The sequence below is a fragment of the Actinomadura sp. NPDC000929 genome (genome assembly GCF_040492065.1).
GTDB classification, from domain to species: domain Bacteria; phylum Actinomycetota; class Actinomycetes; order Streptosporangiales; family Streptosporangiaceae; genus Spirillospora; species Spirillospora verrucosospora.
This window is the reverse complement of the sequence record NZ_JBEUPA010000082.1, coordinates 14,339-35,921: the sequence shown is the minus strand read 5'-3', so window position 1 is coordinate 35,921 and position 21,583 is coordinate 14,339. Positions and strand designations below refer to the sequence as shown.

Below are 21,583 nucleotides of genomic sequence, written 5' to 3'. Positions count from 1 at the left end.
CGGGTCTTCGCCTTCGTGGGCCAGTACGTCTCGGACTACGGCCTGGTCTTCGCCGGCCTGGTCCTCGTTGCCCGGCCGCCGGCTCGCCGCCGTCCGCCTCGTCCTGCACGCGGGGGCGGGCCGCGAGCCGTCCGGTCTCGACGGCGTCGCGACGCTGGCCTCCCGCGCCCTGCTGGAGGGCACCGAGCCCGGCGGCGGCACCGCGCTGACCGCCGCGTTCGAGCGGCTCGGCGCCAGCCTCTACGCGCACGCCGACCTGACCGCGCTGCGCATCGCGCTGGACGTCCCGACCACGCGGCTCGGCGCCGCCCTGGAGCTGTTCTCCTCGGTGGTGCGCCGCCCGGCCCTCGACGACGCCGACGTGCGGCGCCTCGTCCGCGAGCGCCTGGAGGAGATCGCGCAGGAGGACGCCGACCCCGGCACGCGCGCCATGCGCGAGCTGCGCGCCGTCCTCTTCCCGGAGCAGGCCCGCGCCTCCCGCCCGACCGGCGGCACCCCCGAGTCCGTCGGCGCGCTGCAGGGCTCGCACGTCCGCGACTTCTACGGCTCCGTGGTTCCCGCCGAGGCGACCGCCGTGGTCGCGGGCGACCTCGCCGGGACCGACGCCGACAGCGCCCTCGCCGCCGCCCTGGAAGGCTGGGCGGGCTCCGCCGCGCCGCTGCCCACCGCCGACCGGGTCATGCCCGAGTCCGCCGCCCGCATCGTCGTGGTCGACCGCCCCGGCTCCGTGCAGACCTACCTCAGCTTCGGCCACGGCGTCCCCGACCGCTCCCACCACGACTGGCCGTCCCTGATGGTCGCGTCGCATGTCCTGGGCGGCGGTCTCACGTCCCGCCTCAACGCCGTCCTGCGCGAGGAGAAGGGCTACACCTACGGCATGCGCGCCGGCCTGCTCCGCATGCGGCACTGCGGCCTGTTCATCGCCCAGGGCGCCGTCCACACCGAGGTCACCGCCGACGCGGTCGCCGACGCCCTCACCGAACTGCGCGGCATCGTGTCGCGCGGCATCGACGCCGAGGAGCACGGCTCCTCCGTCCGCGCCCTGGCCGACCGCGCCCCCGCCGAGTACGAGACGGCCCGCGCCGTGGCCGCCGAGCTGGCCGACGTGTCCGCCAACGGCCTGGGCGCCGACTACCCGAGCGCCTACCTGGCCGCGGTCCGCGCCTCCACCCCCGACGGCGTGGCCCGCGCCTACCACAAGCACATCGACCCCGAAGCCCTCACGGTCATCGCCGTAGGCGACGCCGCCCAGATCCGCGAGCCCCTCGAAAAGCTCGCCTACGCCCCCGTGACCGTCACCAAGAAGGAGACCTGACCGCCGCGTCAGGCGCGTCCTAACTCACGGGACCCAGCGGCCCACACCCGCCGCCGCGGCCCCGCGCCGGTCACGTACGTACATCCACCCCACACGTGCCCCCGGCGCGCGAAGCGCCACCCCGCGCTCCGCGCGCCGGGGGCACGCGGGATTCCCCGCCGGTAACGCCCCAAGGCAGCTCCAAGCCCGCCCCCACCTCCCAGCGCGCCGCTAACCCCCCAGGTGCCACCCCCAGACACCACCACCCACCGGGCGCGGGGAATGGGGAGGTTGGGGGGCGGATTGGTGGTGTCGTTGGGGTGGCCTCGGGGGTCGGTGGGGCGCAGGGGCGTGGTTGGGGGTGTTGGACGCGGCGTCGGTGGCGGCGGGGCGCTGGGGTGGAGCGGTGGTGTTGGCCGTGAAAGTGCGCCGAAGCTGGGTGGAAATTGGGGGTTTGGTCCGGACGGGGTGAACCGGTGGCATGGTGGAGGGGGTCTAAGTTTCTGGTGCGCGGCCCCGGGTCGCGCGGGTGGTGGGCGCGGGGCGGGTCGCCTCGCGGTGGGAGAGGGGAACGGCCGGTGTCCTACGGGCAGATGGCGGGCGGTGGACCGTCCGTCGACACGATCCTTGCTGAGCCGAACTGCAAACCCGGCGGGGTCGTGGCGGGCAAGGTGCACCTGCGCGGCGGCGCGGGGCCCGCGGAGATCCGGCAGGTGACGCTGGCGCTGATGCCGCGCATGCGGCACCACGGCGGCGAGACGGCGGGCCCCGAGGTGTACCGCGGCGCCCTGACCCGCGGATTCCGGCTCGACGCCGGGGGGCAGCGCGACCTGGCGTTCTCCATCCCGCTGCCGTACGAGCTGCCGTTCACGACCGTCCTCGGCCACGAGCTTCCGGGCTTCACCATCGGGATGTGCACCGAGATCGACGTCGCCGGGCAGCCCGACCCGGGCGACATCGACCCGATCTCCGTGGAGCCGCTGGAGTCCCAGCAGTGGGTCCTCGCCTCGATCGCCCAGCTCGGCTTCCAGATCACGAACGTGACGTTCGAGTCGTCGAAGCTGCGGGGCGTGTCCCAGCAGCTGCCGTTCCACCAGGAGATCCACCTCAACCCGCCGTCGTCGCACCAGGGGCGGATCGAGAAGATCGGGCTGAGCTTCGTCGCCAGCCCGCGCGCCATGGCCTTCGTCCTGCGCGCCGAGGACCGCGACACCCCGCAGGACGAGTCGTTCGGCGTCTTCACGGTGCCGCACGCCGAGGCCGCGGAGACCGACTGGAACGCCAAGATCGGTCAGTGGCTGGAGGCCGCGGCGGCGCTGCCCCGGTCGTCCCGCCCCGGCCCGGCGTCCCATGGCGCACCGCCGCCTCCCGGGCAGGCGCCGCTGCCGCCGCCCGGCGGCCACTCGGGGTTCCCGCCGCCACCGCCGCAGGGCGCGGCTCCTTACGGCGGGCCGGGTGAGTACGGGTCGCACGGCAACGCCCAGTTCCCGCCTCCCGCCCCGGCGCCCGGTCGGCAGCAGCAGCAGCCCGCGCCGATGGCCGCCCAGGCGTACCCGCCGAACCCCTCCGGCATGCCCCCGGCACCCGGGCAGGGCTTCCCACCGCCCCCGCCCGGTCCCGGGATGCCGTCGCACGGAGCTCCGCCCGCACCCCCGCACGGGATGCCGTCGCACGGAGCTCCGCCTCCCGCACCTCCGCACGGGATGCCGTCGCACGGGGCGCCCCCGCCCGCGGCGCCGTACGCTCCCGCTGCTCATGCCGGCCCGCCCCCTCCCGCGCCGCCGGGGCCCCCGCCGTACTCGCCCCACGGCCACCCGCCTCCGGCGCACGTCCATCACGCCCCGCCCGGCTACCACGGGCACGGGCACCGCCACCTCGGCCACGGCGCCGCCGCGGCCGGTCTGGTGGGCGGCGTCGCGGCGGCGGGGGTCGTGGGCGGCGTGGCCATGGGCGCCATGGACGCGGCCGGGTACGCGCAGAACGTCGCGGGCTACGTGGGCGGCGTCCCCGTGGACGCCTTCGGCAACGCGCTCGCCGGGTACGCGGGCAATGTCGCCGGCAACGTGATCGCGGACGCGGCCGGCGGCATCGCCGGAGACATCGCAGGCGACGTGGCCGGCGAACTCGCAGGCGGCGCCGCCGAAATCCTCGGCGGCCTCCTGGGCGGCCTCTTCGGCTGACCACCGGGTTTAACGGAATGGGGCGACGAGGCCACGGAAAGGCGTCGTCGCCCCCGCACCTTCCTGGAAGGCACTCCTCCAGCCGACCCGGCTCCGAAGGGGCTGGGTGGTGTCTCCGGCCAAACCGCTCGGGCATCCGCCGGGGGGCGCGGCTGGCGCGGTTGGGTAGCGCGCCGGCCGTCTCTCGGAGGACTGCTGGGCCGGCTCTTCGCTGACCTGCGGATATTTGTATACGGGAGGTCGCGTGGGGCTTCCCGGAGCTTTCTGGGTGGCTTCTCTGGCATTTCCCGCGAGCATCCGCAGGTCACGTGATTGGTGGGTCGGGGAGCGTGGCTTTCGTTTCCTGGAGGCTTCGGGATTCTCGGGGCCCGTGGGTGCGGGGCTTTTCCGAGGGGTGTGGGGATGATCTCGGGGATAGCCGGAGGGACGGTGGGTAAAGGAAAGTAGGGCGTTTCGGACGGGATCCGCTGCGCACTCGGCCAATCCGGCCGGGGGTGGTTATCGTCGTGAGCGCAGCCCGCTTCCCGAGGAGTCACATGACCACCGTGATCCTGGTTCTGCTCTGCCTCGCGATCGCCGGACGCGAGCTCTACCTGGCGTCCGACAAGCGGCTTCCGCAAGCCCAGGCGGAGCTGCGCAATCTGCGCAAACAGCTGAACGAGCTCGCGCGGGACCACGACGCGCTCAAGCGGGTGGTCGACGAGGCGACCGAGCCGGTCGGCATTCCCATCCCGCCGCCGCAGGCCGAGGGGCCGCCGTCCGACGTCGCGGAGAGGCTGGAGACCGTCACCGGGCGGGTGGAACGGCTGGAGAAGCAGTTCGGCGACCTGTCGGACGAGCTGGCGGGCCTCGACCTCGACCGCGACTCCCATCGCGCGCTGGCGCGGACGCTCGACGCGGTGGAGCAGGACGTCCAGGAGCTGCACCGCGAGATGCTCGACCGGCTCGACCGGGAGGAGGGCGTGGTCACCGGGGCGCTGCTGAGCGAGGAGGGGGAGGGCGAGGCGCTGCTCGCGGAGGCGTACGAGCAGTGCGCCGCCGAGTGCGGGCTGCGCATCCGGCTCCGCGACCAGCGGTCGGAGCAGGCCACCGGCACCTACTGGGGCACCGTGTACCAGATGTCCGGGCGGCGCCCCGACGTCCTCGCCGAAGACCTGTTCTCGTACGTGCGCGGCCTCTACGACCCGAAGGACGCGGCCGCGGTCACCGTGCTGCTCACCGAGCTGGCGTCGCTGCGGGGCGGCGGCGTCGCGCGGTTCGGGTCGTTCGTCGCGGTCAGCACGCAGAGCGCGGTGCTGTGCGGCGTGCTGCCGGACGAGGGAACGCCGCCGACCGAGCCGTGGCGGCTCGTCGAGCACATCCGCGAGCTGCCCGCCGACCGGCAGCGCGACCTCACCTGGCTGCGTTCGGACGACTGATCAGGGGCGGACGAAGCGGGGGGCGCCGTCCGCCCGGTCCACGCTGAACGCCAGCAGGCACCGCGGGACGCGGGCCGCGTCGATCTGGAGGCACAGGCCGAGCCCGAGGTCCGGATCGACGACCACGACGCGCCGCAGGGCACGGAGGGCACGGCGTGCACGGACGCGCGTCTCGGGGCGGCCCTCCTCGCGGACCGTGCCGGCGACCACCCGGCCCGCGTAGCGCCAGAGCGCCACCGAGTCCAGTACGCGCACGCCCGCCGACGTCAGGTTCGCGACGATCACGACGCCGCTGTCGTCGTCCTCGGAGGTGGACGGGGCCCGCAGCGCCCCCTCCCCCGGCAGGTCGCGCGGCGCCTGCGGCCCGCCGACCGCCCGGTGGTAGCGCAGCGGGTCGAGCGTGTCGATGACGAACGCCCCCGCGTACGGGCGGGACGCGCGGGGCGGGCGTGCGAGTCCGTGCATCGGCGCCCGCGCCGCCCGCACGCCGAGGCGGGCGCTGAGGTCGAGCACGATCCCCGCGTCGTCCAGCCACGCCGGGACCCCGAGCTTGGCCGCGGACGTCCGGTCGAGGGCGTCCATGGTCTGCCACAGCTCGTCGGTCCGGCGGGAAAGCGTCGAGGCCATGCCCAGACCGGGGAACGCGCTCTCCAGCACGGCCAGGGTGGCCTGCCATGTGGTGCTGCCCACGAACTCCGCGACGAACGCGTCCGCCATCGCCTTGCGCCGCTCGGGGTCGGCCATGGGCCCGGGCCGCTGTGCGGGCGCCCACTGCTGGACCGGGATGTCAGGCACGGTCACCGGAGGCGGTTCGGCCGCCAGGCCCTTCCCCGGCAGGAACGGATCGTCGTCACTTCGCGCGTGCCGGCCCGTGGGGGCGGGGCCGGGCTCCGAGGGCGTCCAGGGCTCGCCCGGCGACGCTTCGCCGAGGCCGAGGTCGCGCACCGCCCAGAGCGGCTCCTCCTGGGACGCCGATGTCTCGGCGGGCGGGGCCGGGGGCGGCACCGGGGCGTGGGGGGTCCAAGGCTCCTCGGGTTCCGTCGGCGGCTGGACGGGGACCCAGTCGGACGGCGGCTCCTCCGGCGCCGGTTCCGGGGCGGTTCCCTTGCCCGCCACGTGGACGTCCTCGGGGTAGGGGCCCGGACGGGGGCCGGTCTCGGGTCCGGTCTCCTCGGGGCCGGGGTCTTCGGGCTGTGGGGTGCGACGGTCACGCGGGCCGAATCTCACGTGTCGATCCTGCGCTGAGATCAAGGCCGTAGGCAAGCTCATCGGGCTCCGAAGAGCGTGGCGCACAGGGACCGGAGGCGGTCGGGGCCGTCCTCGGCGGGCAGCACGGTGAGGACGGGGTCCGGGGACGGGTCGTGGCGCAGCCGCACGGAGACCTCGCGCCGCATCGGCTCGTCGGTGCCCTGAGCGGCGGCGATGTCCTGGAGGCCGACGGAGACGACCTCGGGGATCTCGACGACGAGGGGCTGCTCGCCGGCGGGCAGCTCGTCCAGCCAGAGGTCCAGGACGTGGTGGGCGAGACCGTTCAGCAGGCGCCCCCAGGGCTCGACGAGGCCCGGCGGGACGTGCTCGGTCTGCAGTTCGGGGAGGCCGAACCTGGCGAGCCCCCTGGTGGTGATGTAGGAGCCGTCACGGCCGATGGTGTGCGGGAGGAGCATCCAGTCGGTGAGCCGGACGGCGCCGCCGGGCCCCGGGAGGGAGCGGAAGAGCCGGTCGTGCGCGAGGACCTGCGGGGTGAACACGTCGATCACCGGGGCGGACGCGGCCGCGCCGACGGCGCCCGCGACGGCGCGTGCGGCCCATTCGTGGGCGGGCGGCCGCCCCGGCCGGTACGCGGCGCGGACGGCGAGGACGTGCGGCGCGGCGGCGACCGCCTCGACGTCGGACGGGGAGGCGCCGTACGCGGCGAGCAGGTCGGCGGGCAGCGGCGGGAAGCCCTCCGCGGGGCGCTGGTCGAGGGTGAGCATGGGGCTGCCGAGCATGCCGAGGACGAGGTCGCGCAGCGGCGGCTCGGTGCGCCGCAGCAGCTGCGCGCGGGCCAGGGCCGCCGGGTCGCGGATCGGCTCGGTGAGCGCCACGGCGTAGGTGCCGTAGAGCGTCTCGGGGACGGGCAGTGTCAGCGTCTCACCCAACTCATCTCCCGGCGGCCTCGGCGAACGGCGACACTTCGATCAGAACGAAGCGGGCGCGGGAAAGTATCTGGCGCGAACGGGACAGTTACCTCACACGGCCGCGAGGCGCGCCCCCGACCCCGCCGTCAGCGCCGGGGGACGCGCTGCTCGAACCAGACGACCTTGCCTCCCTCGGTGCGGTGGGTGCCCCAGCGGGCGGCCAGGTGGCCGACGAGCTGGAGGCCGCGGCCCGACTCGTCGGTGGCGTCGGTGTGCCGCAGGTGCGGCATGTCGGCGCCGTCGTCGTGCACCTCGCAGAGCAGCGTGCGCCCCCTGATCAGGCGGAGCCCCACGGATCCGGCGCCGTGCACGAGGGCGTTGGTGACGAGCTCGCTGACGAGCAGCCGCGCGGTCTCGGCGAGCTCGTGCAGGCCCCAGCCGGCGAGACGGGCGCCGACCTGCGCGCGGATCCACGGGACGCTGCCGGGCGCGGCTTCGAGCTGCCAGGTGACGACGTCGTCAAGGGGGATGCCGTCGAACCCGACCGCGACGATGGCGATGTCGTCGGCGGGGGTGGGCCCGGCGAGCCGGTCGAGCAGGTCGTCGCAGGTGCCGTCGAGGTCGGCGGACGCCTCGGCGAGGCGGGCGCGCAGCTCCTCCAGGCCGGTGTCGAGGTCGCGGTCGCGGCGCTCCAGGAGGCCGTCGGTGCACAGCACGAGCCGGGACCCGTCCTCGACCTTGAACTCCACCGTCTCGAACGGCTCGCCGCCGACCCCGATGGGCACGCCCGGAGGGACGGGCAGCACGCGGCTCTCCCCGTCCGGCGTGACGAGGACGGGCGGGACGTGCCCGGCGCTGGCGACTGTGCAGCGCCGCTCGACAGGGTCGTAGACGGCGAGCAGGCAGGTGGCGAGGTAGTCCTCGCCGAGCCGGCGGGCGAGGCCGTCGAGCTGGCGCAGCAGCCGGTCGGGCCGCATGTCCTCGGCGGCCAGGGTGCGGACGGCGGTGCGCAGCTGGCCCATGATCGCGGCGGAGGTGAGGCCGTGCCCCATGACGTCGCCGACGACGATGCCGAGCCGGCAGCCGGGCAGCGGGATGGCGTCGAACCAGTCGCCGCCGACCTGGGCGGCCTGCTCGGCGGGCCGGTAGCGGTAGCGGACGCGGGCCCCGGCGACGTCAGGCGGGTCGTCGGGGAGCATGCTGCGCTGCAGCTCCTCGGCGACCTGGACCTCGCGCCGGTACAGCCGCCCGTTGTCGACGCAGAGCGCGGCGCGCCGGGCCAGCTCGTCGACCATGGCGAAGTCGAGCTCGTCGAACCCGTGCCGGTCGGGCTTGCGCAGCAGCATGAACGTGCCGAGCACCCGCCCCCGCGCGATCAGCGGGGCGACCAGCAGTGCCCGGCCGGTGAACAGGGGGCGCAGGTCGCGGTCCCCGAACGCGGCGGCGAGCCGGACGGCCCTGCCGTCGTCGACGCGGGCGATGTGCACGGGCCGCCCGGTCCGCATGGCCTGGACGAACGGGGTGCAGGACGGCACGGACAGCGGCTCGTCCTCGGGGACGGCCTCGTCCCAGCGTCCGGGCTCGTCGTTGTGGACGACGGCGACCCGGCGCATCGGCGTGGTCTCGTCGACCTCGCCGGCGGGCGGCGCGGAGTCGGCGACGACGCTTTCGAGCAGGTCGACGGCGGCGAGGTCGGCGAGCCGCGGCACGAGGACCTCGGCGAGGGTCCGGGCGGCCTGCAGGTGGTCGAGCGAGCTGCCGATCTGCTCGCCGGCCGCGCCGAGGTAGGCGAGCGGCTCCAGCGCGTGGGAGAGGTCGCGGCGGGCGCGCGGCGGCCGGGGCGGCGGGACGCGCGGCCCCGGCCGGGGCAGGGGGACGGTCGGCGCGGGGGGCGGGGCGGCGTCGGTCTGCGGGACGATGGGCAGCCGGATGGTCAGGCCCAGCGACACCGCCGGGCAGCCGAGGGCGAGGACCTGCGAGGCGATCGTTCCGAAGCCCGGGGGGCCGAGCGCGGGCAGCAGTTCGGCGAGGCGGTCGGCGAACGGGCCCGCGAACGGGTCGGGCCCGTCCGGGGAGGGGCCGGCGAGCGTGGGCTCGACCCGCAGCAGCCGGACGGCGGCCGAGCGGAGGGCGGCGCCGCCGGCGGGGCCGGGCTCGCCGGGCGGGGCGAGCAGGAGGTCGCCGACGGTGATGCCGATCCCGTCGCGGCGGAGCCTGCGCAGGTCGGCGGCCAGCGCCAGGACCCGGACGCCGTGGTCGCCCGGGGCCCCGTCGATGGGGTAGACCCACCAGCCGATCTCGACGGGCTCCCCGTTGTCGGCCCGCCGCAGGGTGCAGGCGCCGCACCAGACGTGCCCGAAGGCCTCCGGCTCGAAGGCGCCGCGGTGCTCCCGCGGGAGCCGGAGGAGGTCGCCGGGCGGGCGGCCCATGGCCTGGCCGCGCGCGGCGCCGAACAGGTCGGCGGCGGTATCGTCCCAGTGGCTGATGCGGCCGCGGTCGTTCACCGTGACGGCCGTCATCCTCGTGACGCCCAGCAGATCCGCGATCACCAAGCGGTCCCCCTCCCCCGAGTGGAACGACGCGCGAAAGCCGTTGCGGCAACTCACGGTGAAAGCGAAGCTACATGCTGTGAGGGCGGTTCGCTCGGGATCCGCCGAATCCCTCCGGGTGAGCACTCACTCATCACCGTCCGCCCGTGCTAACGTCCAGCGGGGAAGCGAGGTGCAGGCGGGTTGGCTACACGGACGGAGCCGATGCGGGACCGGATCCTGGCCGCGGCGGTCACGGTGATCCAGACGCGCGGGATCGTGGCCGCGACGACCAAGGAGATCGCGCGCACCGCGGGCGTGTCCGAGGGCAGCCTCTACAACCACTTCGCGAACAAGACCGCGCTGTTCGCGGCGGCCCTGGCCGAGGTGACCGGGAGCGCGCGCACCGCGATGACCGGGCTCGCCGGATCGGTCGGACAGAACACGGTGGAGGAGAACCTCACCCGCCTGGCGGCGGAGATGGTCCGCTTCTACGGCGAGCTGCTGCCGATGACCGGGCCCGTCCTGGCCGACCCGGAGCTGATCGCGTGGCTGCGGAGCGACGGCCCCGGAAAGGCGCAGCAGGAGGCCGCCGCCAGGTCGCGCGCCCGGCCGAGGAGCGACCGCACCGGCGAGGCGCCGCCTCCCGGGGCGCCCGGCGGGCCCCCGGCAGGGCCGCCGGGCGGTCCGGCGGCAGGCCCGGTGATGGGCCACGCGGCCCTCATCGGCTACCTGGAGGCCGAACGGAAGGCCGGACGGCTGGCGGACGGCGCACCCCTGCCGTTCATCGCCGCGGCCCTGCTGGGAGGCTGCCAGCAGCACGCCTTCCTGACCCGCCTCGCGGGCGCGGAAAGCGTGGCGGCGGGCGCCGGGCTCCCGGCCGCGCCGGCGGAGTTCGCGGCCCAGCTGGTCCGGGCCGTTCTGGCGGGCCACCTCGCCGCGCCCTGACCTGGCATAAGCCGCCAGGGCACGCCCGCTCGACCGAGCCCGCCTCCGAGCCCGCCTCCGAGCCCGCCTCCGGGGCCGCCGCGCGGGCTGCCGAGGATCGGGCTCTATACCGGCGGATCAGCACCACTTTGACCAAGAAACGACTCGATGTGACGGAGGCCACGCGGATCCTGGCAACCTTTTGGCTCGTTCCATGCGTCTTACATGGCAGGAAGACCCACCGGCGGATGGAAGCGCTCGATCGGGCAAGGCCCGCGACGTCCCGACTACGGGGTCGCTCTGGCACAGCCGAAGCGCGCCGAACCCTCGGCCCACCCTCCATGCGAGGCCGAGGCCACACCGAACCCGCCGGGAACGGTGGCACGTACCACTTGACGGGGGGCGATCAATCCGCCCGGCCCGCGCGTGCCCCCGACCACGCGCCAGGCAACCGTCCCCTCTCACGGGGGGCACGACCACGGGGAGCGACGATGACCGCTGTCACCACGCCCGTCCATCGCACCACCAAGGGCGACAACGGCCGCAACGCCGACCGCACCGCGACGTCCGACGACGCGCGCCGCTACGAGCGCGACGTCCTGCCCCTCGCGGACCCGCTCTACCTCAGCGCCGTGCGCATGACCCGCAACAGCGCCGACGCCGAGGACCTCGTCCAGGAGACGCTGGCCAAGGCCTACGTGAACTTCCACCAGTTCCAGGAAGGCACGAACCTCAAGGCGTGGCTGCACCGCATCCTCACCAACAACTTCATCAACACCTACCGCAAGAAGCAGCGCGAGCCCCAGCGCGCCGGCTCCGAGGAGCTGGAGGAGTGGCAGATCGCGCAGGCCGAGGCGCACGCGTCCGGCTTCCGCTCCGCCGAGTCCGAAGCCCTCGACCGCATCCCCGACTCCCAGGTGGTCGCCGCCCTGCGGGCCCTCCCCAAGGACTTCCGGGACGCCGTCTACCTCGCCGACGTCGAGGGCTACCCCTACAAGGAGATCGCCGACATGATGGGCACCCCCATCGGCACCGTCATGTCCCGCCTCCACCGCGGCCGCAAGCAGCTCCGCGACTCCCTCGCCGATCACCGTGCCGCCCACACGCTGGCCGCCTAGTCAGTAAACGTTGACCCCGTCGCTGCATTTCAGCGGCGGGGTCGTTCATTCTCCTGCACGATCTGTTATCGATCGGCTACTTTGTGCGATGTCCCTTCGGTGCGTTGGGAGTCGCTCATGCCGAACCTTTTCAGTGCGGTCGTCGTGGGGGCGGTGGTCGCCCTCGTGCCCGTCGCGCCCTCCGGGGCGGAGACGTCGTTGCGGCTGTCCGTCACGCATCCGGGCGGCAGTACGTCCGGGAGCAGGACGGTCACGCTGCGTTGCGGTCCGCCGGGGGGCGAGCACCCCGAGGCGGCACGGGCCTGCCTGGAGCTGGAGGGGGCGGACGGGCGGTTCGAGCACCGGCCGGACGGGCGGATGTGCACCGCCGTCCACGCGCCCGTGGTCGCCCGCGCCGAAGGGCGGTGGAAGGGCAGAGCCGTCCGTTTCCAGGCCGAATACGGGAACGACTGCGCCATGCTGTCGCGCACCGGAACGGTGTTCGCCTTCTGACCCGGCGCAGGTCCGCGGCCGATTCGCAAACCGTCCGAATAGGGCCGCCGACCGTGGGTAGGGCGCGCACACACGGGCCGCGCGAGGCGTCGGCAATTCGGGAGGATGTGCGCTCTATGTCATCGAGGGTCAGCGACGTGATGACGGCGGCGCCCCAGTCTTTGCCGCTCGACGCGACGCTCTACGAGGCGGCTCGCATCATGCGGGACGAGGGCATCGGCGACGTGCTGGTCACCTACGCGGGACGCCTGTGCGGCCTGGTGACCGACCGTGACATCGTGATCCGGGCGGTGGCCGAGAGCCGCGACACCTCGCTCACCCCGCTCGGGGACGTGTGCACGGCCGAGCTGACCACCGTCCACCCCGAGGACGACACCGACACGGTGGCGCGGCTCATGAGCGAGCACGCCGTCCGGCGCCTGCCGGTCGTCGACGCCGAGCACCACCCCGTCGGGATCGTGTGCATCGGCGACCTGGCCCTGGCGAACGGCGATTCCGGCCCGCTACCCGAGATCAGCAAGGCGCCGCCGAACAACTAGGACTCCTCATGAGGCACCAGGGCCGCCCGGCCGAGCAGGGCCCGCCTGCGCATCCCCCGGGGCAGGCTACTCTCGGGAAGGTGACGCCCACCGAAACGGTCCTGACGGACCAGCTCGCGCTGGAGATCGCCCGGCTGGGCCTGGTCGGGGAGTCGTCCGACGTGGGCACCCTGCACCGCGTGACCGAGCTCGCCGCGCGCGCCGTACCCGGATGCGCCGGCGCCGCGAGCGTGCGCTGGGCACTGCCGAGCGCGTACGGCGGCGTCGGCTCCACGGTCGTCATCCCCGACCGCACGAGCGGCATACCGGACATGCCCCTGCGGGACGAGCGCGACGCCGCGGAGGAGAACCGGCCCGAACCGCTGGCCGCCGCGGCCAGCCATCCCGACCTCGCCGAGGTCACCGACCGGCAGCTGGCCCGCGGGCACGGGCCGCTGTTCGACGTGGTGGCCGACCGCCGCGCGCTGACCTCCGACGACATCCTCGCCGAGACCCGCTGGCCCGAGGCCATGTCGGACATGCTGCGCCGCGGGGTGCGCTGCTTCACCACGTCCCCGCACCTGAACCCCCCGGTCCTCGTCACGCTCACCCTGTACGGGGTGACGCCGAAGGCGCTCGGGCCCGAGCGGCACGCGATCGCGTCCCTGCTGGTGGCGCAGGGCACCGCGGCCTTCTCGAACAGCCGCCAGTACGACGACGTGCACCGCACCGCCGTCCAGCTCCAGGCGGCCGTCGAGGCGCGTGCGGTGGTCGACCAGGCCAAGGGAATCCTCATGCACGCGCTCGGTTGCGACGCCGACGAGGCATTCGCCGAGATGCGTCGCATCTCACAGACGCGCCACGTGAAGCTCACCGCGCTGGCCCAGCGTATCGTCGGTCATCAGGGCCTGCCCTAGGTGCGGGCGGGGAGCATAGGCTGCGGGAAGCGGCCCCGTAGAACGGTGCCCGGCCCGGTACGGGCGGGAGCCGCCCTGGTCCACCGTGGTGACGCGGACGAAAGGAGACCAGATGCACGATCGGCCTGACCAGCTCGAGCCCGAGTCCCTCCTGCGGGAGATCTCGGATCTCGAAGGACGCATCGGCGAGCTGCGCCAGGCCGCCGGCGTGCCCGAGCCCGACCTGCGCGCCACGCTGGACGCGGCGCTGGTCGAGCTGGAGCTGGCGCTGACCGTGCTGCGGACGATGGGCGGCGAGCAGTCCGGCGAGCCGGGAGGGTCGGCCGCCGCGGAGAACGAGCGGCGCGTGCTGCGCACGGTCTTCCAGGACGCCCCCGTTCCGCTGTTCCTGCTCGACCGGACGACGAACGTCCGCCGCGTCAACCGGCAGGCGGCCATGCTGCTCGGCACGTCGGCGGGATACGTGTCGGGCAAGCAGTTCACGGCCTTCTGCGACATGGCGACCCGGGCGGCGGTCCGGTCGCAGCTCGCGGCGGCGATCCGGACGGGGCAGCGGCGCCGCGTCAGCGTCCGGTTCCTCGGCCGCGACCACCCGATCGACGCCGTGCTGACGGTGGCGCGGGTGTGGATCCGCGGCGAACCCGACCCGATGGTCGTGGTGGCCGCCGGGCCGACGACCACCCCCGCCGACGACGGCGGGCCCGCGGCGTCCAAGGTCCAGGCGGCGGGCACCGCGCGGGTGCGGGCCGCCGACGGCGGGCAGGGCGACGACGAGGCCGTGGCCACGATCGTGCACCGGATGGACGTCCTCGCCACCGCCAGCGAGCTGCTGCTGGACGAGCCGGTCTTCAACGAGACGGTGGCCGTCCGGCGCTGCGCCCGGCTGCTGGCCGCCGAGCTGGCCGACTGGGCGTTCATCGACCTGACCGGCCCCGGGACCGGCGGCCCGCCGGCGGGCGCGGCGCCCGTGCTGCGCCGCCAGGTCGTGATGGGCCCCGAGGACGAGCGGTCCGTCGAGGCCGCGAGGATGCTCGAAGAGGTGGACCCCGCCGAGGACACGCTCCCCCACGACGTGTTCGTCACCCGGCAGAGCGCGCTGCGCCCCCACGTGGAGGACCTCGACGTGCTCGGCATGTGCCCGGACGGGCTGCCGGTCTGCGGCAAGATCGGCGTGACGTCGGTGCTCAGCGTCCCCATCGAGGACGGCGAGCGCGCCATCGGCACGATCACGCTGGCGGCCAGCGGCGACTACGGCCCGTTCGACCTCATGGACCTCGGCGTCGTGCAGCGGCTCGGCCGCTACCTCGCCCTGGTGATCCGGGCCGCGCGGCTCTACCGGCGCCGCGCGGAGGTGGCCGACACGCTGCAGGCCGGGCTGCTGCCGAAGACGCTCCCGTCCATCCCGGGCGTGAGCGTGGCCGCCCGGTACCTGACGTCCACGCACGGCTCGGAGGTCGGCGGCGACTTCTACGACGTGTTCCGCACCGAGAACGGGTGGGGGCTCGTCCTCGGCGACGTGTGCGGCAAGGGCGAGGACGCGGCGGCCGTGACGTCGACCGCGCGGCACTGCGTCCGGCTCGCGTCGCGGTGGAAGGCCCGTCCCGGCGACGTGCTCGCGACCGTGAACGAGGCCCTGATGGACGAGGACCGGTTCGTCACCGCCGTGATGGCGAGCCTGACGCTGGAGACCGAGCGGATCATCGTGTCGCTCGGCACCGCGGGCCACCCGCCGGCGATCGTCGTCCGCGCCGACGGGGTGATCAGGTCGGCGTCGCGCGGCGGCGTCCCGCTCGGCCTGTTCGAGGACTTCGAGGCCGGGCTCGACACGATCGACCTGTCCGTCGGCGACACGCTGATCCTGCATTCGGACGGGGTCCTGGAGGCGTGCGACATGGCGCGGCAGGAGTTCGGCCAGGAGCGGCTGCTGGAGGCGCTCGCCGGGCACGCCGGGAAGCCCCCGGAGGAGATGCTCGCCGGAGTGGAGCGGGCGCTGCTCGACTACTGCGACGGCGACCTGCGCGACGACGTGTCCATGCTCGCTCTGCGGGTGGAGCCGCCGACGCTCGTCTAGAACGTTTCAGCGGCGCGACTGACGGGCGTTTTGCCGGGGTAAACGGCATCCATGAGCGTCGACCCCTCGCGCAAGCCCCGCAACGAGACCGAGCACGAACGGCTGGACCGGCAGCTGATGGAACTCCTCCAGGGGTTCCGGGTGGCGACCACGGGCGTGCAGGTGCTGTTCGCGTTCCTGCTGACCGTTCCGTTCTCGGCGAGCTTCGACGCGAAGGTCGGCGAGACGGGCAGGGCGCTCTTCTACGTCTCGCTGTTCGGGGCGGGGCTCGCGTCCGTCTGCTTCATCGCCCCGGTCATCCAGCACCGGATCCTTTTCCGGCTCGGGCAGAAGGCGCTGCTGATCCGGCGCGCGAACCGGTTCGGGATCGCCGGGGCCTTCGCGCTGGGCGTTTCGATGACCGCCGCGACCACGCTGGTCGTCCAGGCGCTGTCGGAGAAGGCCGCCGCAACCGTCGCCACGGTCGTGGTCGCGGTGCTCCTGTGCGGGTGGGCGTGGTTCGTCCAGCCGTACCTGACACGGCGGCGCGCGGAAGCCCGCGCGCCGAAGGGCGCCTGACCTGCCGCCGGGGGGGCCCGTCCATGACGGGCCCGCCCGGGTGCGGCTGCGGCCGGATGCGTGCTCAGTAGGCGCGGCCGAAGATGACGCGCTTGCCGTAGGCGGACGGGCGGCCGCACTTCACGCAGACGCCGGTCTCCTCGGGCGCGTCGGTCGGGATGACGCGCGGGGTCGCGGCGGTCTCGGCCTTGATGTCGTCCTCGCAGGCGGTGTCGCCGCAGTGGAACGCGCGGGCCCAGCCGGTGGCGACCTGCGCGGTGAACGCGTCCCAGCCGTCCACGACGGCGGTGTTGTCGTCGCGGAACTTCTCGGCCCTGGCCAGCAGGAACGACTGGAAGTCGGCGAGCATCCCCGGCAGCACCTCGGGCACCTTGTCGAGCGGGATGGGCTCCTTGCCCTGCCCCTCGACGGTCGGGAGCCGCCGGACGACGGTGGCGACGCCGTTCTCGATGTCGCGCTTGCCCAGCTCGATGCGGATCGGGACGCCGCGCATCTCCCACTCGTTGAACTTGAAGCCGGGCGACAGCTGCGGGCGGTTGTCGTCGACGTGCACCCGGATGCCCATCGACTTGATCGCCGCGCCGAGCCGGCGGGCCTCGGCGGCGGCCTGCTCGCCCTGCTCCTTGCGGCCGATCGGGACGATCACGACCTGGTAGGGCGCGAGCCGGGGCGGCATCACGAGGCCCTTGTCGTCCCCATGCGTCATGATCACGCCGCCGATCATGCGGGTGCTCATGCCCCAGGACGTCGTGTGGGCGAGGGTGAGCCTGCCCTCCTCGTCCTGGTACTGGATCTCGAAGGCCTTGGCGAAGTTCGTGCCGAGGTAGTGGGACGTGCCGGCCTGCAGGGCCCGGCCGTCGCGCATCATCGCCTCGATCGTGTAGGTGCGGACGGCTCCGGCGAACCGCTCGCCGGGCGTCTTCTCCCCCGCCACGACCGGGATCGCCGCCAGGTCCCGCGCGACGCTCGCGTAGGCGTCGAGCGCCCACATCGTCTCGCGCATGGCGTCGCCCTCGTCGGCGTGCGCGGTGTGGCCCTCCTGCCAGAGGAACTCGGTGGTGCGCAGGAACATCCGGGGGCGCATCTCCCAGCGGACGACGTTCGCCCACTGGTTCAGCAGCAGCGGCAGGTCGCGGTGCGAGTCGATCCACTTGGCCATGTACTCGCCGATGACCGTCTCGGAGGTCGGCCGCACGATCAGCGGCTCCTCCAGGTCCTTGCCGCCGGCGTGCGTGACGACGGCCAGCTCCGGGGAGAAGCCCTCGACGTGCTCGGCCTCGCGCTTGAGGTAGGACTCCGGGATGAACATCGGGAAGCAGGCGTTGTCGTGCCCGGCCTCCTTGATGCGCCGGTCCAGGTCGGCCTGGAGCAGCTCCCACACCCGGTAACCGTACGGGCGGATGACCATCGTGCCGCGAACCGGTCCGCGGTCGACGAGCTGGGCCTGCACCACCAGCTCGTTGTACCAGGCGGAGAAATCCTCGCTCTGCGGCGTCACACCTTCTCGACTCACGGCCACAAGGGTACTGACCACAGGCCATTAGTCAGGTCACCTTCGCTACCCTCGCACGATGCGCTGGTCCCAGATGTTCGTGCCCACGCTGCGAGAGGACCCCGCAGAGGCCGACGCGCCGAGCCACCGGCTGCTGCTGCGGGCGGGGTACGTCCGGCAGCTCACGGCGGGCCACTACTCGCTGCTGCCGCTGGCCGTCCGCGTCCGAGCGAAGATCATTCAGATCGTCCGCGCGGAGATGGACGCGATCGGCGCGCAGGAGATGCTGCTGCCGGCGATGCACCCGGCCGAGCCGTGGCGGCGGTCCGGCCGCTGGGACCTGATCGGCGCGGAGCTGTTCCGGCTGCGCGACCGGCGCGGCGCCGAGCACGCCCTCGGCCTGACGCACGAGGAGATCTTCGCGACGGTCGCCCGCGAGCTGGACTCCTACCGGCGGCTGCCGCAGCAGTGGTACCAGTTCCAGACGAAGTTCCGGGACGAGCCGCGCCCCAAGGGCGGGCTGCTGCGGACCCGCGAGTTCACGATGAAGGACGCCTACAGCTTCGACGTCGACCGCGCCGGCCTGGACGCCTCGTTCGAGGCCTACCTCGGCGCCTACGCGCGGATCTTCGAGCGGCTCGGCCTGCGGGCGCTGGCGTGCGAGGCGTCCAACGGCGCCATGGGCGGCTCGGACTCCACCGAGTTCATGTGCCCGGCGCCGGTGGGCGAGGACGTCGTCGTCCGCTGCCCGGCCTGCGGGTACGCGGCGAACGTCGAGCGCGCGACGTCGGCGCTGCCCGCCGTGCAGGACGGCCCGGGGCCGGACGCGCCGGAGCGCTTCGACACGCCGGGCGTCCGCACGATCGACGACCTGCTGGCGTACGGCGCGCCCGCCGACCGGCAGATCAAGACGCTCGTGTACGTCCTGGACGGCGCGCCGACCCTCGTCCTGCTGCGCGGTGACCACCCGCTCAACGAGCAGAAGCTCGTGGACGCGACGGGCGCCGCCGACCTCCGGGCGGCCGAGCCCGCCGAGATCCGGGAGGCCCTCGGCGCGCTGCCCGGCAGCCTCGGCGCGGTCGGCGCGCCGCTCCCGGTGATCGCGGACGAGGCGCTGCGCGGCCGCCGCGACATGTTCACCGGCGCCAACGCCGACGACGTCCACCTGCGCGGAGTCGACGTCGGCCGCGACATCGAGGTCGGCGCCTGGGCGGACCTGCGCGAGGTCGCTGAGGGGGAGCCCTGCGCGCGGTGCGGCGGACCGCTGGAGGCCCTGCGGGCGATCGAGGTCGGGCACGTCTTCAAACTGGGCGACCGCTACTCCCGCGCGCTGGGCGTCGAGGTGCTGGACGCCGGCGGCCGCGCCGTCCCGGTGGTCATGGGGAGCTACGGGATCGGGATCGAGCGGGCGATGGCCGTGATCGTCGAGACCCACCACGACGAGCGCGGGATCGTGTGGCCGGTGGCGGTCGCCCCCTTCCAGGTCGCCGTCGTGACCGCCCAGTCCGACGACGCCGACGTGGCCGCGGCGGCGGAGGAGGTCTACGCGGGCCTGGCGGCCGCGGGCGTCGAGGTGGTGATCGACGACCGCGCCGAGCGCGCCGGAGTGAAGTTCCGGGACGTGGAGCTGACCGGCATCCCCTTCCGCGTGACCGTGGGGCGGCGCGGCCTGGCCGAGGGCGCCGCCGAGGTCACCGAGCGCGCCACCGGCGACACGTCCAAGATCCCCCTCGGCTCCGTGGTCGACCACGTCCGGTCGCTGCTCGTGCCGTGAGTCGCCCAGAACGGTAGGGCCGACTTCGCGTGGCGAAGCCGGCCCCAGGTCGAGTCGTCCGCGGAGAGCGGGCGATTCGGCGCGCCGGGGTCGAGGTGCCGGGGGCCGGGCGCCTGGCCGCCCACATGACGAAGCGGCCCCGGGGGAGCCGCTTCTGCTGAGGGCCATGCCCGGGTCGGGTCGGGGCTCAGCGGGTCCGGGCGCAGTACGACTGCTGCCAGTGCTGCTTCCCGGAGAGGTGACCAGGACTGTTCAGGACCGTCCGCCCTCGAAGCCCGCCGGCCACGCCTTGGTCAGCGCACGGGACGGTTAAATGGATTGACGGTCCGGGGCGGGCTTCTCGACACTCGGCCTCATGGGACACGTCGAAGTGGGCCACGTCGGCCATGTGCTGCCGGACGGCCGGATGCTGCTCGACGACGTCTCCTTCCGCGTCGGCGACGGTGTCACGGCCGCCCTGGTGGGCCCGAACGGCGCGGGCAAGACGACGCTCCTGCGCCTGATCGCGGGCGACCTGGCGCCGCAGTCCGGGACCGTCGCGCACAGCGGCGGGGTCGGCGTCATGCGCCAGTTCATCGGCAGCGTGCGGGACGGGTCGAACGTGCACGACCTCCTGCTGTCGCTGGCGCCGCCCCGGGTGCGGGAGGCGGCGGCCGCGGTGGAGGCGGCCGAGCTGGTGATGATGGAGCGCGACGACGAGCCCGCCCAGCTCCGCTACGCCACGGCCCTCGCGGGCTGGGGCGACGCGGGGGGCTACGAGGCCGAGGTGCTCTGGGACGCGTGCTGCGTCGCGGCCCTCGGCGTCTCCTACGACTCGTGCCGGTGGCGCGAGGTCCGCACGCTGTCGGGCGGCGAGCAGAAGCGGCTCGCGCTCGAAGCCCTGCTCCGCGGCCCCGACGAGGTCCTTCTCCTGGACGAGCCCGACAACTACCTGGACGTCCCGGGCAAGCGGTGGCTGGAGGAGCGGCTGCGGGAGACGCCGAAGACCGTCCTGCTCGTGTCGCACGACCGGGAGCTGCTCGACCGCTCCGCCGACCGGATCGTCACCGTCGAGGCGTCCCGGGTGTGGATCCACGGCGGCGGGTTCTCCACCTACGCCGCCGCGCGCCGCGACCGCAACGAGCGCCTGGAGGAGCTGCGGCGCCGCTGGGACGAGGAGCACGCCAAGCTCAAGGAGCTGGTCAACACCCTGCGGACCAAGGCCACGGTGAACGACGGTTTCGCGTCCCGCTACCGGGCGGCGCAGACCCGGCTGCGCAAGTTCGAGGAGGCCGGGCCGCCGGAGGTCCCGCCCCGCGACCAGAACCTGAAGATGCGCCTGCGCGGCGGCAGGACGGGCAAGCGCGCGGTGGTCTGCGAGAACCTCGAACTGACGGGCCTGATGAAGCCGTTCGACACCGAGGTCTGGTACGGCGAGCGCGTCGCCGTGCTGGGCTCGAACGGCTCCGGGAAGTCGCATTTCCTGCGGCTTCTCGCGGCCGTCGCCGAGGCGCTCCCGCGCGGCGCGACTCCGGTGAGGCCCGTCGCGCACACGGGTGTGGCGCGCCTCGGGGCGCGTGTGGTCCCGGGGCTGTTCGCGCAGACCCACGCCCGTCCCGATCTGGCCGGACGCACCCCGTGCGAGATCGTCATGACCGAGCACGCGCGGCTGCGCAACGACGCGATGAGCGCGCTCACGCGCTACGAGCTGAACGTGTGCGCCGAGCAGCCCTTCGAGACGCTCTCCGGTGGCCAGCAGGCCCGCCTGCAGATCCTGCTCCTGGAACTGGGCGGCGCCACCCTGCTCCTGCTGGACGAGCCGACCGACAACCTCGACCTGGCCAGCGCCGAAGCGCTCCAGGAGGGGCTGGAGTCGTACGAGGGCACGGTCGTCGCGGTGACGCACGACCGCTGGTTCGCCCGGGCCTTCGACCGCCACCTGGTCTTCGGGTCCGACGGCTCGGTCTACGAGTCGGCGGAGCCCGTCTGGGACGAGACCCGCGTGGCCCGTCCCCGCTGAGCGGGGCCGGGATCGGCAGACGTCCTCCGGCCGGGCCGGGCCAGAGGATGAGCGGGCTGGGGGCCGCGGGCGGTCCCCAGCCCCTGGCGCGCCTATCCCCCATGAGCGTTCTGATACGCACAGCAGCCCCATGTCCCCCTGGAGTTGCTGCCTAACTCTAAGTAACGGCAACAGGGTGGT

The 21,583-nt window shown here is 74.1% G+C and carries 16 protein-coding genes; 12 read left to right on the top strand and 4 right to left on the bottom strand.

From position 1 onward, the window contains the following. The 3 genes from ABWI04_RS25760 to ABWI04_RS25750 form a co-directional block, all read left to right on the top strand. Window positions 1-1,315, top strand: a 1,315-nt coding sequence (locus ABWI04_RS25760; protein WP_353834046.1) for a M16 family metallopeptidase, incomplete at its 5' end; no start/stop codon positions are given. Between the two features lie 557 nt (window positions 1,316-1,872). Then, a complete protein-coding gene (locus tag ABWI04_RS25755; RefSeq protein WP_353834045.1) occupies window positions 1,873-3,474 on the top strand; it encodes a sporulation protein in 1,602 nt (533 codons plus the stop codon). 536 nt (window positions 3,475-4,010) lie between these two features. Beyond that, window positions 4,011-4,892, top strand: coding sequence for a hypothetical protein (locus ABWI04_RS25750; RefSeq protein ID WP_353834044.1), 882 nt, complete (start codon window positions 4,011-4,013; stop codon window positions 4,890-4,892). On the opposite strand, the gene ABWI04_RS25745 is transcribed toward ABWI04_RS25750, so the two are convergent. The 3 genes from ABWI04_RS25745 to ABWI04_RS25735 form a co-directional block, all read right to left on the bottom strand. Further along, complete coding sequence (locus ABWI04_RS25745; protein WP_353834043.1) at window positions 4,893-6,119, bottom strand: hypothetical protein; 1,227 nt, start codon at window positions 6,117-6,119, stop codon at window positions 4,893-4,895. It abuts the gene before it with no gap. A 38-nt stretch (window positions 6,120-6,157) separates the two neighbouring features. Next, window positions 6,158-7,030, bottom strand: a complete 873-nt coding sequence (locus tag ABWI04_RS25740; protein WP_353834041.1) for a hypothetical protein — start codon at window positions 7,028-7,030, stop codon at window positions 6,158-6,160. 125 nt (window positions 7,031-7,155) lie between these two features. Then, window positions 7,156-9,558, bottom strand: a complete 2,403-nt coding sequence (locus ABWI04_RS25735) for an ATP-binding SpoIIE family protein phosphatase (RefSeq protein ID WP_353834049.1) — start codon at window positions 9,556-9,558, stop codon at window positions 7,156-7,158. Between the two features lie 183 nt (window positions 9,559-9,741). Here ABWI04_RS25735 and ABWI04_RS25730 point away from each other — a divergent pair, with 183 nt between their 5' ends. The 7 genes from ABWI04_RS25730 to ABWI04_RS25700 all read left to right on the top strand — a co-directional run bounded on the left by ABWI04_RS25730 (window position 9,742) and on the right by ABWI04_RS25700 (window position 16,138). Then, on the top strand, window positions 9,742-10,485 hold the full coding sequence (locus ABWI04_RS25730) for a TetR/AcrR family transcriptional regulator (RefSeq protein WP_353834040.1): 744 nt from the start codon (window positions 9,742-9,744) through the stop codon (window positions 10,483-10,485). Between the two features lie 470 nt (window positions 10,486-10,955). After that, a complete protein-coding gene (locus tag ABWI04_RS25725; RefSeq protein ID WP_345173316.1) occupies window positions 10,956-11,582 on the top strand; it encodes a sigma-70 family RNA polymerase sigma factor in 627 nt (208 codons plus the stop codon). Window positions 11,583-11,699: 117 nt separating this feature from the next. After that, entirely contained in the window at window positions 11,700-12,074 is a 375-nt protein-coding gene (locus tag ABWI04_RS25720) for an SSI family serine proteinase inhibitor (RefSeq protein ID WP_353834038.1), read from the top strand. A 116-nt stretch (window positions 12,075-12,190) separates the two neighbouring features. Further along, a complete protein-coding gene (locus ABWI04_RS25715; protein WP_179844153.1) occupies window positions 12,191-12,613 on the top strand; it encodes a CBS domain-containing protein in 423 nt (140 codons plus the stop codon). A gap of 80 nt (window positions 12,614-12,693) precedes the next feature. Then, window positions 12,694-13,509 (top strand): ANTAR domain-containing protein, encoded by an 816-nt coding sequence (locus ABWI04_RS25710; protein ID WP_353834037.1) that lies wholly within the window; start codon window positions 12,694-12,696, stop codon window positions 13,507-13,509. A gap of 112 nt (window positions 13,510-13,621) precedes the next feature. Beyond that, the gene (locus ABWI04_RS25705; protein WP_353834035.1) at window positions 13,622-15,580 is read left to right on the top strand and encodes a SpoIIE family protein phosphatase; all 1,959 of its coding nucleotides are present in this window, start codon (window positions 13,622-13,624) and stop codon (window positions 15,578-15,580) included. 51 nt (window positions 15,581-15,631) lie between these two features. After that, a complete protein-coding gene (locus tag ABWI04_RS25700) occupies window positions 15,632-16,138 on the top strand; it encodes a DUF6328 family protein (protein WP_353834034.1) in 507 nt (168 codons plus the stop codon). Window positions 16,139-16,202: 64 nt separating this feature from the next. Here the strand turns inward: ABWI04_RS25700 and proS are convergent, their stop codons facing one another. Continuing rightward, window positions 16,203-17,651, bottom strand: a complete 1,449-nt coding sequence (gene proS, locus ABWI04_RS25695; RefSeq protein ID WP_345173307.1) for a proline--tRNA ligase — start codon at window positions 17,649-17,651, stop codon at window positions 16,203-16,205. Between the two features lie 58 nt (window positions 17,652-17,709). Here proS and ABWI04_RS25690 point away from each other — a divergent pair, with 58 nt between their 5' ends. Beyond that, the gene (locus ABWI04_RS25690) at window positions 17,710-19,404 is read left to right on the top strand and encodes a proline--tRNA ligase (RefSeq protein WP_353834033.1); all 1,695 of its coding nucleotides are present in this window, start codon (window positions 17,710-17,712) and stop codon (window positions 19,402-19,404) included. Between the two features lie 355 nt (window positions 19,405-19,759). Continuing rightward, window positions 19,760-21,403 carry an ABC-F family ATP-binding cassette domain-containing protein gene (locus ABWI04_RS25685; protein WP_345173303.1) on the top strand — a complete coding sequence of 548 codons (1,644 nt, stop codon included), beginning with the start codon at window positions 19,760-19,762 and terminating at the stop codon, window positions 21,401-21,403. Window positions 21,404-21,583: the final 180 nt, after the last annotated feature.

Excerpts from the sequence above, each read along its gene's own strand:
- ABWI04_RS25750 (WP_353834044.1), top strand. The coding sequence starts at position 4,011 with ATGACCACCGTGATCCTGGTTCTGCTCTGCCTCGCGATCGCCGGACGC.
- ABWI04_RS25725 (WP_345173316.1), top strand. The coding sequence starts at position 10,956 with ATGACCGCTGTCACCACGCCCGTCCATCGCACCACCAAGGGCGACAAC.
- ABWI04_RS25720 (WP_353834038.1), top strand. The coding sequence starts at position 11,700 with ATGCCGAACCTTTTCAGTGCGGTCGTCGTGGGGGCGGTGGTCGCCCTC.
- ABWI04_RS25715 (WP_179844153.1), top strand. The coding sequence starts at position 12,191 with ATGTCATCGAGGGTCAGCGACGTGATGACGGCGGCGCCCCAGTCTTTG.
- ABWI04_RS25705 (WP_353834035.1), top strand. The coding sequence starts at position 13,622 with ATGCACGATCGGCCTGACCAGCTCGAGCCCGAGTCCCTCCTGCGGGAG.
- ABWI04_RS25700 (WP_353834034.1), top strand. The coding sequence starts at position 15,632 with ATGAGCGTCGACCCCTCGCGCAAGCCCCGCAACGAGACCGAGCACGAA.
- ABWI04_RS25690 (WP_353834033.1), top strand. The coding sequence starts at position 17,710 with ATGCGCTGGTCCCAGATGTTCGTGCCCACGCTGCGAGAGGACCCCGCA.
- ABWI04_RS25685 (WP_345173303.1), top strand. The coding sequence starts at position 19,760 with ATGGGACACGTCGAAGTGGGCCACGTCGGCCATGTGCTGCCGGACGGC.